Origin of the sequence: Demequina lignilytica, from assembly GCF_030418305.1 — a bacterium.
Classification (GTDB): Bacteria; Actinomycetota; Actinomycetes; order Actinomycetales; family Demequinaceae; genus Demequina; species Demequina lignilytica.
Window position 1 is genome coordinate 271,634 of sequence record NZ_JAUHPX010000004.1, and the last position, 13,743, is coordinate 285,376.

Sequence of the window (13,743 nt, forward strand, 5' to 3'; positions counted from 1 at the left end):
CCATTGATTTCCACGTGAATGCTAACAGCCCTCAGCGACTCTATCGGTCGCCGCCTCGTAAACATTAGGTTTCGGACCAGGGGTATCGACGTACACCGGGGGCAGGAGGCCCGCCTGCGAGGCGGCGATCTCGAAGGTGTAGGTCACGCTTTGTCCGGGTTCGAGCACCACCCTGACGGTTCCGACGGTGCGCCCCTCCTGCTGCTCCGGGTTGAGGCCCGCTTGCGCGCCGTCCTCGGTGACCTTGGTCACACCCGTCCCGCCACGCGGGTAGACGAGGAGGTTGGCATGGAATTCGCCCGCCGGGACGTAGACGTCACCACCCGAGATGTACTCCGGCAGATCCGCGACGTCGCCGTCGTAGGTATGGGTCAGCGCCACCGCGATGGTCTGGCCCGCGAGCGATCCATCGGTGCACAGGTGGTTCGTCACGGTGGTCGTGGTGTCGACGTAGTAGCCGATCTTCGAGCCCGAACCGTCGTTCAGGAAGACGCCGAGCGCATCGTCCCTCTCGAGGAAGGCGCCAGCCGCGGGCGTCGTGGCGAGCAGCTCCTGCTCGCCGCCGTCCGCTGACCAGATCATGAACCTGCCCGCCTCGATGGCGCGCTCAACCCCGCCGAGAACGTTGGTCTCGCCCGAGACGATGCGGCCGAACAGCTCGGCGGACGCGCGGGCGAAGAACGCGTCCTGCTCGGCCGGGTCCTCGAACGCGAAGTACGCCTGGTTGAGCATGACGTCCGCGAGGTTGTCGCTGGTGATGGTGAAGCCCGCCAGCTCGGTGGGCGACGCACCCTCGAGCATCCATCCCAGCGCCACGGGGTCGACGCTGAGCACGCCGTCGACGACCTCGTCGAACTCTGCTGCCCAGAAGCGGGTCATCAGCTCGGCCGACCGGGGGTACTCGGGGGTGAAGTTCACGTCGTGGGGGTAGATCTCCATGCGCTCGGAGAAGATGCGCAGCTCGTCGTCCGTCAATCCTCCGACACCGTCGGGCACGACCATCGAGCTCGCGGAGGCGTAGCGACCCTGGGTCATGCGGCCGTCCTCGACCGTGACCTCGATCACCGCACCCGGGATGCCGCCGGTGGTGCGCGGCTCGGCGTTGTTCTGGACCATCACCAGGTAGGTGCGGGGCTCGTCACCACCGAGCATGGTCGGCAGGAGCTCCGCCGCGACGTGGCCGCCCTGGACGATCCCGCCGACGGTCTCGAGCTGCTCCCGGAGCTCCACGAACGGGCCGGCGACGGCGTCGATGGTGCCCGCGATGTCGACGTCCGCGAGCGTCGTCTGCTGCGCATCGAGCGCCTTGGCGGCCTGCGCCAGCGTCTCGCGGTAGGGCTCGAGCGTGTCGGGATCGATGCGGCCATCCTCGAAGGCGGGCGCCTCGAGCGCGTCGAGGCTGCCGAGGCCGGCGAGGGGCGCGAGGGCCTCGCGGGCCACTGCGTCGACCGCCTCCCCAGCGGCCATGAGCGGCACCGCCTGATCCTTCACCCAGGGGAGATGCGCGGCGATCCACCAGTGCGGGCCGCTCGTGGCTCCCGCGAAGGTCTGCGCCGCGGTCTCAAGCTCGACCACCTCGGCGCTCAGCGCCGTCGCGTCGCGGTCCAGCAGAGCGGTCTTGGCCGCCGCAGCGTGCTGCGTGAGCGCATCCTTCGATCCGAGCAGCCGAATGCCATCGACCACGAACGCGGCCGCGATCAGCACCAGCCCGATCCCGAGGACCAGCACCACCCAGAAGGTGAGAGTGCGGCGGGTACCGCGACGCGCATCGTCCACTCGCGCGTGCCGGGGTCTCGCCATGGTCGCTCAGCGTAGCCGGGAGATCTCAGTACGCCCCGCGGCCCGCGAGGACCGCGCCGACGGTGCGCAGGATGATGATGAGGTCGCCCGCGAGCGACCAGTTCTCCGTGTAGTAGAGGTCAAGCCGGACGGACTCGTCCCAGCTGAGGTCGCTGCGTCCGCTCACCTGCCACAGGCCGGTGATGCCGGGCTTGACGAGCTGGCGGCGCGCGGTGCGCTCGTCCCACTGCTCGACCTCCCGGCGCAGAGGGGGGCGGGGCCCCACCAGCGACATGTCGCCCTTGAGGACGTTGAGGAGCTGGGGGATCTCGTCGATGCTGAACCTTCTGAGAACCCGGCCCACCGAGGTGACACGGGGGTCGTCCTTCATCTTGAACAAGACCTCGTTGCCCTCGGCGCGATCCTGCTCACGCAGGGCGATCAGCCGCTCCTCGGCGTCGACGTACATGGAGCGGAACTTCAGCATCGCGAACGGCTCGAGGTTGCGGCCGATGCGCTCCTGGCGGAAGAACACGGGGCCCGGGCTGGTGAGCTTGATCAGCGCGGCGACGATCAGCATGGGGATGGCGCCGAGCAGGAGGAGCGCGCCGGCGGTGACCTTGTCGGCGATCTCCTTCGCGTAGTACTGCCCGCCCTCGAACTTCGGGATATCGACGTGGAGCAGAGGCAGCCCCTCGACGGGCGACATCGACACGCGCGGGCCGGCCACGTCGACCATCGCGGGGGCGACGATCAGCCCGATGCCTGTCCCCTCGAGCGCCCAGCCGAGCTCGCGGGACTCCTTGAGGCTCATCGCATCGGTGCCCGACAGGAGAACGAACTCGGCCCGGCGGTCGATGGCGACCTGCGCCGCATCGTCCAGGCTGCCGAGCAAGGGGACATCCGCCAGATCCTCATCGCGGAACTCATGCCCGGCCGGGAGGCACGCGCCGATCACGTTGTACCCGGCACGGCGGGAGCGGCGGATGCGGCGGATCATCTGGCCGCTGGTGATGGTCGGCCCCACCACGATCACCTGGGCGAGAAGCTCGCCGTTGTCGCGCTGCGCGTGGATAAACTGCCGCCACGCGGCACGGTAGACGAGCAGCGCGAGGGTGCCGAGCGGGATGGCGAACAGCAGGTAGCCGCGGCTCACGTCCCACTGGGTGAGGAAGCCGATCACGGCGACGATGGCGAAGACGCGCCAGCCGGCGAGCACCACGCGCTGGAACTCCTGGGGGCCATGACCGAGGATCATCGGGTCGCGTGAGCGGGTCCAGCCCAGGTTGAGCACCCACAGCACGGCGATGGCGAGTGTGACCTGCCAGTAATGCCGGCCGCCTCCCGCACCCGCGAGCGGTGCGAACGGGTCCCAGCCGAAGCGCGCGGCGTGCGCAAGGATCATCGTCAGCGTCACCACGGCGACGTCGGAGACGAACAGCCGACTCTCGTACTTGCGGGCCCAGCCGCGCGAGCCATACATCCGCTGCGCGGACGCCCTCACGCCCGCGCTGCCCCCCTTGACAGTCATACGGGCCAGGGTAGCCGCGGCTGCGGACATCACTTGTACAGGCGTGAAACTTCTCACTCTGCGCGTGGAAGGATAGGCGGCGGTGCGAGGCTGGTTTCTCTCGCGTACGGCGACGACCTGTTCAGGGGGATGACTTGGAGCTGCACGACTACCTCAGGGTGCTGAGGAAGAACTGGCTGCTCATCGTCCTGCTGACGGCGCTGGGCGCGGGCGCGGGTTTCGCGTACTCGCTCCTCGCGACTCCGGTCTACACCGCGACGGCGAAGGTGTTCGTCTCGACCTCCGGCGCGTCGACCGTGTCGGACCTGGCGACCGGGTCGAACTTCACGCAGCAGCGCGTCAAGACGTATGCCGACCTGCTGACCACCTCCGCGGTGCTGCAGCCGACCATCGACTCACTCGGCATCGAGACGTCCGTCGCGTCGCTGCGCGGGCGCCTCTCGGCCTCGACTCCGCTCAACACGTCGGTGATCAACATCTCCGTGTCCGACTCTGACCCCGTATTCGCGGCGTCTCTCGCCACCGAGGCGTCGAACCAGCTGATCGATGTGGTCGAGGACATCGAGACCACCGACTCGGGTGAGGGGTCGCCGGTCTCGCTCACCCTGGTCCAGGCGGCCGAGGTGCCCGACGTGCCGGTGTCACCCAACAAGACGCTCAACGTGGCGCTGGGCCTGCTGCTCGGGCTCGCGGTCGGCGTGGGCATCGCGCTGCTGCGCGCGACGCTGGACACGCGCATCCGGAACGAGCGCGACCTCGAGCGCGTGGTCGATGCCCCGGTGCTGGGCGGCATCGTCTTCGACCCCAAGGCGAAGTCGCGTCCCCTCATCGTCCACGAGGACGCGAAGTCGCCGCGCGCGGAGTCCTTCCGCACGCTCCGGACGAACCTGCAGTTCCTGGATGCGGAGCGTTCCTCGAGGTCGTTCGTCATCACCTCGTCGATCCCCTCCGAGGGGAAGTCGACCACCGCCGCGAACCTCGCCATCACGCTCGCCGAGGCGGGGGCACGGGTCCTGCTGGTCGGGGCCGACCTGCGCCGGCCCAAGATGGGGTCCTACATGGGCATCGAGGCCGGCACGGGCCTGACGGACGTGCTGATCGGGCGCCTGTCGCTCGACGATGCGATCCAGCGCTGGGGACGCACGGACCTCTACCTGCTCCCCGCCGGTTCGATCCCGCCGAATCCGTCGGAGCTGCTGGGCTCTTCGCTGATGGCGTCGCTCATCACGGACCTGGACGAGCGCTTCGACGTGGTGCTCTACGACGCTCCTCCCCTGCTTCCGGTCACCGATGCCGCCGTGCTCGCGCGCCTGGTCGGCGGCACCGTGCTGATCGTCGCCGCGGGCAAGACCCACGCGCCTCAGCTGGACTCGGCCGTGGCCGCGCTGGAGACCGTCGGGGCGCCGGTGTCGGGACTCGTCTTGACGATGCTGCCCTCGCGCGGGCCCGACGCGTACGGCTACGGTCGCTACGGCTACGTCTATGGCGACGAGGAGCCGGCGAAGGCCGGGAAGAAGTAACTCTCCACCGTTCTCCACCGGCGCATCGTCCGGTTTGTCGGCTTTGTCTGACCCCTCTGGTCTGATGGTTCCATGGAGTTCTCGGACACGGCCTTGTACGCGGCGCTCGCCGCGCTGCATCGCTACGCGGACACCAACCTGCTCGAGCTCGACGAGCCCACCGTGGTCGAGATCCAGGACGCCGCCGCCCTGGTCATGCGCCTCGCCGAGGTCCCCTTCGCCACCACCTCGGCGGTGATCGAGATGAAGCATGCGGCCGCCGCGCGCCGTCGCGGACACCAGAACGCCACGTCCCAGAACGCCAACGCCGCCGGCACGTCGCACGGGCGGGCGCGCGATCTCGCGGAGGCGGGCGGGCTCTTCGGCGGAGAGGACGATGAGGAGGGCCAGTCCGGCGGGACGCCGGACGATGCGGACGGCGGGAACGGCGGGAACGGCGAGAATGGCGGGGGCGACGGCGGCGAGGAGCAGCAGCGGCGCGAGCTCCCGAAGCCCCCCAAGTACCCGCTCGCCGCGGCCTCCTTCGCGGCCGGTCGGATCGGCACCGACAAGGCCGCGCTGCTCGCCCGCACGCTCGACAAGCTCGGCGATCGCGCGTCCGAGTTCGAGGAGGACCTGGTCGAGCGAGCCGAACGGCTCTCCCTCCGCGACCTCAGGCGCGCCTGCGAGTCCCTCCTGGCCCGCCTCGACACCGAGGCCCAGGAGGAGAAGGAACGCCGCCAGCACGCCGAGCGCGCCGCCGTGATCCGCCGCCGCGCCGACGGCATGGTCGAGCTCCGCGCCGTGCTCGACCCCGCCTCGGCCGCGCCCGTGGTCGCGTGGTGCGAGGCGCAGGTCTCCGACGCCTACAAGCGGCGCCGCACGCAGGACCCCGCGCTCCGCGACACCCGCTCGCGCGTGCAGATCCTCGCCGACGCCGTCACCATGCTCTTCACCCACGGGCTCGACTGCGAATCCCCCGGCTCCGGCGCCAAGACCACGGTGGTGGTCCGGCTCTCGCTCGAGGCGCTGCAGAGCGGGCGCGGAACCGCCGACTGCGACCAGCTCGAGACCCCTCTCAGCGCCGCGGCCGCGCGCCGTCTGGCGGTGGATGCCGGATTCCTCCCGATCGTCCTCGGCGGCAAGTCCCAGGTGCTGGATCTGGGCAGCACACGCCGCCTCTTCAGCCACGCGCAACGCGTGGCGCTCCTCGAACGGGACGGCGGGTGCGCCTTCTGCCATGCGCCTCCCCAATGGACGGCCGCGCATCACATCGAGTACTGGGCGCGAGACGGCGGTCGAACGGACCTGCGTAACGGCGCGATGCTCTGCACCGCCTGCCACCATCGCATCCACGACGAAGGCTGGCAGATCCAGGTCCGCGGACCGGGCGCGGCCCGCGGTGGCGGGACCATCTGGTTCATCCCGCCGCCGGACATCGATGCGGCGCGCACACCGCGGCTCGGAGGACGGGCGGCGCTGGAGATCAGGTCAAAGGATGACGAGCAGGCCGCGTAGGGGTGCGCTCGACGGCGCGGGCGGCAGCTACGGTCGCCCGCGGCTGGTTCAGCAGCCCGACGCAGCCGCGGTGAGTCGCTCGACGTCGACCGACCCGGGACCCGGGGTCAACCAGACATCGCCCGGCTCCAAGCCCGCCGCTCGCGGCTCCAGCCGGTACTCCAACACGGCTTGGTCGCCCGGATCGAGCACCACGCGAGCGGTGACCGTCTGGCGGCCGTCGTGGCTGTTGACGGCGACCGAGGCGGGGTCCCCGTCCTGCCACGCCTCCGCGACACGCATGCCCTCGGGCGGGTAGATGATCACGTTGGCGTGGAACTGGCCCGCCGGCACGAATCCGCCCCCGACGCCGACGTAGTCGGGAAGGTCGGCGACGTCGCCGTCGTAGTTGTGGGTCAGCGTCACCTCGACCGACTGGCCGACAAGCGACTCGTCAGAGCACATCAGGTCGGTCACCGCCATGCCGGTGTCGACGTAGTAGCCGATCTTCGAGCCCGAGCCGTCGTTGATGAAGACCCCGAGCGCATCCCGGTCCTCGAGGAAGTCCCCCGAGATCGGGAGGTCCGCGAGCAGCTCCTGCTCCTCCGGATGGACCGACCAGAGGATGAACCGGTGCGCATCGATCGCGCGGCTGACGCCGTCGACCGCGCTGCCCGTGCCCGCCAGCAGCTGTCCGAACAGCGCCCGGGCGGCATCGGCGAAGAACGCGTCCTGCTCCCGCGGCGTCTCGAACGCGTAGTAGGTCCCGTTGAGCAGCGTCTCCGCCAGAGTGTCGCCCGCGAGCGTGATCCCGTCCACCTCGACCGGCGGGGCGTCCCCGAGCATCCACGACAGCGCCACCGGATCGAGCGACAGCACGCCGTCGACCTCCCCGCCGCCGCCACGCGCCCAGAAGGCCGCCGCCAGCTCTGCGGCGCGCGGGAACTCGGGCGTGAAGTTGATGTCCTGGGGGAAGATCGCCATGCGCTCGGTGTAGAGGGTCAGCTCGTCGTCGGTGAGCGGGGCGACCTGATCCGGCACCTCGAGCGAGAACGCCGGGACCACGGCGCCCGTGGAGAGGCGCCCGTCGTCGGCCGTGAGCTCGATGAACGCGCCGGGGATGCCTCCGCTCGCGCGCGGCTCCGCGTTGTTCTGCACGATCACCACATAGGTGCGCGGCTCGTCCGCCCCCAGCATGGCGGGCAGCAGCTCCGCCGTCGCATGCGCCGCGTCGACGGTCGCCGCGAGCTCCCCGACCTGCGCCTCGAGCGCGACGAAGGGCTCCCGGATCAGGTCGACCGTGCCCGCGATCTCGACCGCCGCCAGCGCCTCGACCTGGGCGTCGAGCGCCTCCGCTGCCGTCGCCAGCGCGGGACGGTACGGCTCGAGCAGCAGCGGATCGATGCGACCGTCGGTCACGGTGGGCGTGCTGAGCGCCCCGAGGTCACCCGCCTGCGCGAGAGGCGCGAGCACGTCGTCCGCGATGACCGCGGCCGCCGCACCCGCCGCCACCAGCGGCACGGCCTGATCGCGGACGCCCACCAGGTGGGTGGCGATCCACCAGTGCGGCCCATCGGTGGCGCCCGTGAAGTCGCGTGCCGCCTCCTGCAGCGCGTCAACCTCGGCCTCGAGCGCTTCCGCGTCGCGCGCGGCGAGCGCGTCCTGCGCGGCGCTCGCCCGGGTCTCGAGATCGGCGGCGGCGGTCCGCAGCGTCATCGCGTCGACCGCGAACGCCGCCACCAGGGCCACCAGCGCGACCACGGGGATCGCGAGGATCGCCAGCGTCAACGCGCCAAGCCCGCGCTCCTGGGGCGGCCCGGACCGGTCCGGGCGCACGGAGCCGTCCCCAGACGCTGCATCGTCCGCATCCACGAGGCCTCCCCCAGCCGTGTCCACGCACCAATCTACGTGGGCGACCGCCGAAGCGGGAGGGCCGTCTCGCGCACGCGCTGATAGCGTGACCCCGACGCGGCGGCTCGAGCTCGGAAGGGACACCATGCCCACGGTCCTCACGGTGTGCACCGGCAACATCTGCCGCTCGCCCGCCGCCGAGCTGCTGCTGCAGCGCGAGCTGGGCGACGCGATCACCGTCGCCAGCGCGGGCACCCACGCGCTGGTGGGTCACGGCATCCCCGCGCCGATGCTCACCGAGCTCGCCGCCGACGGGATCGACGGCGCGGCCCACCAGGGCGCGCTCCTGACCGAGGCCGTGATGCGGGACGCCGACGTCATCATCACCATGACGCGGGACCACCGGCGGCTCGCCGTCCAGACCGCGCCGGGCGCGCTCAAGCGCACGTTCACCCTCGCGGAGGTCGCGGCCGCCGCCGGCACCGGTGCCACGCTCACCGGCACCACGGTGGCCGAGCGGCTCGCCTCGCTCCCCGCGGCGATCGCCGCGCATCGTCACATCCTCGCCGACTTCGACCTCAGCGACGTGCCCGACCCCTACCGGCGTTCCCAGGACGCGTATCACGAGTCCTACACGATGATCCGCGGCGCCGCCCGCGAGATCGGCGCCTGGCTGCGCGGCTGAGCCCAGCCGCTCCCGCACCCGGGCCAGCGGCTCCGCCTCATTAGCAGTGTCCGTTTTCTCCCTCTAGTGACTTTCGTCACACTTGTGTAGCCTCTGAAGTGCGCAAAGGCCGCGAAAGCGGACATAGCGCACCACAAGCGCCACCTGGGGGAGGGACCGCCAGGAGCGTGAAGGCTCCTGAGGGGGACAAGATGACCGTGGCTCCGAGCATGACGATCGGCGGCGTGGCGATCGCGCCCGCCAGCCTCGACGAGGCCGTCGACGACGCGCTGCTGCACGCCGAGGCTCACGACGGCACGTGCCTGCGCTTCACCAACACGTGGTGCATCGTGCTCGCGGACCGCGACCCGGAGTACAAGGCCCTGCTCAACGGCAGCGGCGAGAACTTCGCCGACGGCCGCCCGGTCGCCGACGCGGTCCAGCGCCGCCGGGGCGGACGCGACTCGCACGTGCGCGGACCCTCGTTCTTCGAGGAGGTCCTCGACCGCGGTCGCGTGGCGGGCGTGCGCCACTTCTTCTACGGGGCCGACGACGAGACCCTCGCGAAGCTCGCCACCGTGGTCGCGGAGCGGTACCCCGGCGCGATCATCGCGGGGCGCCTCGCTCCCCCGTTCGGCACGGCCGACGAGCTGTGCGCCCCCGAGCTGCTCGCCCGCATCGACGTGGCGTCCCCGGACATCGTGTGGGTGGGTCTGGGCACGCCCAAGCAGGACATCGTCGCCACCTGCGTCGCGAAGAAGCTGGGCGTGACCACGGCGGCCGTGGGCGCGGCGTTCGACTTCGTCGCCGGCACCAAGGCCGTCGCGCCCCTGTGGATGCGCCGCACCAAGCTCGAGTGGCTGTTCCGCTTCGCCTCCGAGCCCAAGCGGCTGTGGCAGCGCTACACCACCGGCATCATCGACTGGGAGCGCATCATGTGGCGGGAGCGCCGCCGACACGCGTAGCGGCATCGCCCGCGCTCCAGACGTACAGCACGCGACGGCCCGCCCGGAGATCCGGGCGGGCCGTCGCATCGCGTCCTACGCCTCGACCAGGCTGCGGAAGTAGTCGATGGTGGGCTTGAGGCCGTCCTCGAGGGGGACGTGGGGCTCCCAGCCGAGCTTCTCGCCTGCGAGGCTGATGTCGGGCTTGCGCTGACGAGGGTCGTCCTGCGGCAGCGGCCGATACTCGATGGTCGACGCCGACCCGGTCAGACGGATCACGGCCTCCGCGAGCTCCTTCATGGTGAACTCCACCGGATTGCCGACGTTCACCGGCCCGGTGAAGCCCGGCTCGGTGCCCATGAGACGGATCATCCCGTCGATCAGGTCGTCGACGTAGCAGAACGACCGCGTCTGGTTCCCGTCGCCATAGATGGTGATGGGCTCACCCCTGAGGGCCTGGACGATGAAGTTCGACACCACCCGGCCGTCGTTCATGTCCATCCGCGGACCGTACGTGTTGAAGATCCGGATCACCTTCACGTCCAGACCGTTCTGACGGTGATAGTCGAAGAACAGGGTCTCTGCGGCCCGCTTGCCCTCGTCGTAGCACGAGCGGATCCCGATCGGGTTGACCTTGCCCCAGTACTCCTCCGTCTGCGGATGGACCTCCGGGTCGCCGTACACCTCCGACGTCGACGCCTGCAGGATCGGGATATGGAGCCGCTTCGCGAGCCCCAGCATGTTGATCGCGCCCAGCACGGACGTCTTGATGGTCTGCACCGGATCCCGCTGATAGTGGATCGGCGACGCCGGACACGCCAGGTTGTAGATCCGATCCACCTCCACGTAGAGCGGGAACGTCACGTCATGACGCATCAGCTCGAACCGCGGATGGTTCAGCACGTGCCGCACATTCGCCCGCGACCCCGTGAAGAAGTTGTCCACGCACAAGACCTCATGACCCGCGTCCAGCAGCCGATCGATCAGATGCGACCCCAGAAAACCCCCACCACCGGTGACAAGTACCCGCTCAGCTTCCATGTGCAGACGCCCCCTCAGCTGTCCCACTGGTCAGATACGGACAATCATGCCATAAGGGGCGAACCGCCGACAGGGGTCGGACCAGCGACGATGCTGGAGGTTCGTCGGCGGTGCTACGCCTCGCTGTTGGCGGGCGCCGGCTGCTCGGAGCGCCGCGAGGCGTCGGTCTCGCGATCGTCGTCGTCCCAGCCGTCCTCGGCCAGCAGCTCGTCGTCGAGGGCGTCGGAGACCGCATCGTCGCCGTCCGCGACCCACTCGTCCTCGGCGTCGATCTCGTCGTCGATGTCGACCTCGTCCGCGAGGGTCGAGCCGACCGGGGCGTCGTCGTCCTCGCGATCGTGCGCCTCGACGGGACCGTCGAGCGGGGCCTCGTCGTCGCCGTCCGCGGTAGCGACCGCCACATCGTCGCCGTCCGCAGCCACCGCCGCATCGTCGCCCTCGGCCGCGCCGGGCTCGTCGAGGTCGGCCTCCTCCACCACCTCGGCGGCAGGCTCGCCGATCCCGGCGAGACGGGCGCGCATGCGGCTCAGCCACGACTCGCCGCCGGACTGCATCTCCTCGGGCTCGGCGTACTCGCGCGCGTACGCGGCCTTGTCGATCCCCTTGAGCGTGACGCCGTTGAGGATCACTCCGAGCGGGTGGCCGTCGACCCGGTCGAGGCTCGCGAGCGCGCGGTCGAGCACGTCGACGGTGGTCCGGCCGGCCCGGGCGACCACGAGGGCGCCGTCGGTGCGCGCGGCGAGCACGGCCGCGTCGGTCACGGGGATCAGCGGTGGCGTGTCGACCAGCACCACCGTGTCCTCCGGGAACGAGTACAGCAGCGTCTTCATGGCGTCCGAGGCGACCAGCTCCGACGGGTTCGGCGGGACCTGCCCCGCCGTCAGGATCGAGAGGTGCCCGGTCGGGCCGTAGTCCTGCAGCACGTCGAGCGGGTCGACGCGACCCACGAGCACGTCGGTGAGCCCTAGGCTGCCCTCGAGCCCGAGGTACTGCGCGAGCCGGGGCCGGCGCAGGTCCGCGTCCACCAGGATCACGTCCTTGCCCAGGGCGGCGAGCACGTCGGCGAGCATGTAGGCCATGGTCGACTTGCCGTCGCCCATCAGCGATGACGTCACCACGATCACCCGCGGCGGCCGGTCGATGTCGATGAACTGGAAGTTGGTGCGCAGCGCGCGCAGCGCCTCCTTCATGACGGGCGTCTCCCCGCCGAAGGTGCTGCCGGACCTGCTCAGCTGCCGCACGAGCGGCACGGTGCCGAGCACCGGCAGGTCGAAGTCGCGCTCGACGTCCTCGCGGCGGCGCAGCCTCCGGTCGAGGGCGCCCCGCACGAACGCGACGCCGACGCCGACGACCAGGCCCGCGAGGATGCCCAGCACCACCGCGCGCTGGATGTCAGGGCTGGACGGGGACGTCGGAAGGCCCGGCTCGTCCAGCACCTCGAGACGCACCACGGACTCCGCGGAGCTCGAGCCGCCGGTCTCGATGTCAGCGACCACCGCCGCGGTGCCGGCGATCCACGCCGAGACCAGGTCGCGCGCCGCCTCCGGCGTCGGACCCGTCGCCGAGAAGCGCAGGGTGGCGCTGTCCGACGGGCTGGAGACGGAGACGCGGCTCGTGAGCGCACCCGCGCTGACGGTGATGCCGAGCTCGTCGGCCGCGTACTCGCCGACCTTCTGGGAGCGGGCGACGTCGAGGTAGCTGCTCACCAACGACTTCGCGTACCGGTCGCCCAGCTCCGCGGTCTCCAGGTCCTCGGCCACGCCGGCGGTCAGCACCGCCGACCCCGACGCGGTGTAGACCTGCGGCTGGGACAGGGCCCACGCGTACGCGAGCGCACCCCCCACGAGTGTCAGCAGCACGATCGTGAGCCAATGCGCGCGAAGCATTCGCGCGTAGTCGACGAGCCCCATGTGTCCCCCTCAGCCACCGATGGCCATTCCTCAGTGTAGGCACCGGCCCCCGGCTCTGAACAGAGTGCCCGCACCGCTGCCTGTGCCCGATGCGCCCTCAGGACATCTGACGTCGGCTGCGGGTCACCACGTACTTGGGCGCGAGGGCGAAGGCCGTCGCCCCGCTCACGGCCGCGTCGACCCACTTGCCACCCGCATAGGCGAAGCCCGCACGGCGGTAGTAGAACTTCGCCTTGTCGAGGCGGATCTCGCCCGAGGTGGCCGGGTTCGCCGCCTTCCACTCGTCCCAGTCGAGCTCGCCGTCGTAGCGCGCCTGCAGGTAGCGGGTGCCCCGCTGCATCTCGAAGAACTTGGCGAAGGTGTTCGCGGCACCGTGCACGCGGTAGAAGCCGAGCGGCTCGGGGTAGGTCACCACGTCGCCCAGGCGCGCGATCTTCGCCACCATGTCGAGATCGTCGATCGGACCGGTGTTGTGGTTGAGCTCGACGTCGAAGGGGCCGGCCTGCTCGAGCACGTCCCGCCGCACGATCATCGACGACGGCGGGAAGGGCATCAGCCGCGCCTCCGCGATCTTAGTGCGCTGGCCATCCGCGATCTCCCCCGCCCGCGCCGCCATCGGACCGCGCGGCCCCAGGTACGTCATCAGGGCTCCCACGAGCACCGCGCCGGTCTCCCGCATCATCTCCAGCTGGAGCTCGAGCTTGTCCGGGACCCACGCATCGTCATGATCGAGGAAGGCGATGATCGACCCGCGGGCGTTCGCGATGCCCGTGTTGCGGGCGGCCGCCACCCCCTGATTCTGCTGCTTGAGGCATCTCACACGCGGGTCCTCGATCGCCTCGACCAGCGCGACGGTCCCGTCCTGCGAGCCGTCGTCGATGACGATCACCTCGAGATCCGTATGCGTCTGGACCAGCACGCTGTCGATCGCCGCGCCCAGGAAGTCCTCCCCGTTGTACACGGGCATGATCACCGATACCAGTTCCCCCATGCGTGCGATGCTACGCATCCGCCCGAGGGAGAACAA

10 protein-coding genes are annotated in these 13,743 nt (G+C 70.5%); 4 read left to right on the forward strand and 6 right to left on the reverse strand.

All coding sequences use genetic code 11. The features are described from left to right. Window positions 1-21 precede the first annotated feature (21 nt). Together QQX10_RS08555 and QQX10_RS08560 are read right to left on the reverse strand one after the other, a co-directional pair. Window positions 22-1,800 carry a DUF4012 domain-containing protein gene (locus QQX10_RS08555; RefSeq protein ID WP_301118677.1) on the reverse strand — a complete coding sequence of 593 codons (1,779 nt, stop codon included), beginning with the start codon at window positions 1,798-1,800 and terminating at the stop codon, window positions 22-24. A 25-nt stretch (window positions 1,801-1,825) separates the two neighbouring features. Further along, window positions 1,826-3,310, reverse strand: a complete 1,485-nt coding sequence (locus QQX10_RS08560; protein WP_301118676.1) for a sugar transferase — start codon at window positions 3,308-3,310, stop codon at window positions 1,826-1,828. Window positions 3,311-3,444: 134 nt separating this feature from the next. On the opposite strand from QQX10_RS08560, the gene QQX10_RS08565 reads away from it, so the two are divergent. Then, a complete protein-coding gene (locus tag QQX10_RS08565) occupies window positions 3,445-4,830 on the forward strand; it encodes a tyrosine-protein kinase domain-containing protein (RefSeq protein ID WP_301118675.1) in 1,386 nt (461 codons plus the stop codon). Window positions 4,831-4,902: 72 nt separating this feature from the next. Next, window positions 4,903-6,327, forward strand: a complete 1,425-nt coding sequence (locus QQX10_RS08570; RefSeq protein ID WP_301118674.1) for an HNH endonuclease — start codon at window positions 4,903-4,905, stop codon at window positions 6,325-6,327. A gap of 48 nt (window positions 6,328-6,375) precedes the next feature. Here QQX10_RS08570 and QQX10_RS08575 read toward each other — a convergent pair whose 3' ends face one another. Then, the gene (locus QQX10_RS08575; RefSeq protein WP_301118673.1) at window positions 6,376-8,202 is read right to left on the reverse strand and encodes a DUF4012 domain-containing protein; all 1,827 of its coding nucleotides are present in this window, start codon (window positions 8,200-8,202) and stop codon (window positions 6,376-6,378) included. 100 nt (window positions 8,203-8,302) lie between these two features. On the opposite strand from QQX10_RS08575, the gene QQX10_RS08580 reads away from it, so the two are divergent. Both QQX10_RS08580 and QQX10_RS08585 read left to right on the forward strand, forming a co-directional pair. Next, entirely contained in the window at window positions 8,303-8,842 is a 540-nt protein-coding gene (locus QQX10_RS08580) for an arsenate-mycothiol transferase ArsC (RefSeq protein WP_301118672.1), read from the forward strand. 191 nt (window positions 8,843-9,033) lie between these two features. Continuing rightward, complete coding sequence (locus tag QQX10_RS08585) at window positions 9,034-9,786, forward strand: WecB/TagA/CpsF family glycosyltransferase (RefSeq protein ID WP_301118671.1); 753 nt, start codon at window positions 9,034-9,036, stop codon at window positions 9,784-9,786. A gap of 75 nt (window positions 9,787-9,861) precedes the next feature. On the opposite strand, the gene QQX10_RS08590 is transcribed toward QQX10_RS08585, so the two are convergent. The 3 genes from QQX10_RS08590 to QQX10_RS08600 form a co-directional block, all read right to left on the reverse strand. Further along, the gene (locus QQX10_RS08590; protein WP_301118670.1) at window positions 9,862-10,806 is read right to left on the reverse strand and encodes a UDP-glucuronic acid decarboxylase family protein; all 945 of its coding nucleotides are present in this window, start codon (window positions 10,804-10,806) and stop codon (window positions 9,862-9,864) included. A 113-nt stretch (window positions 10,807-10,919) separates the two neighbouring features. Then, a complete protein-coding gene (locus QQX10_RS08595) occupies window positions 10,920-12,716 on the reverse strand; it encodes a tyrosine-protein kinase domain-containing protein (RefSeq protein ID WP_301144541.1) in 1,797 nt (598 codons plus the stop codon). Between the two features lie 97 nt (window positions 12,717-12,813). Beyond that, a complete protein-coding gene (locus tag QQX10_RS08600; RefSeq protein ID WP_301118668.1) occupies window positions 12,814-13,707 on the reverse strand; it encodes a glycosyltransferase family 2 protein in 894 nt (297 codons plus the stop codon). Window positions 13,708-13,743: the final 36 nt, after the last annotated feature.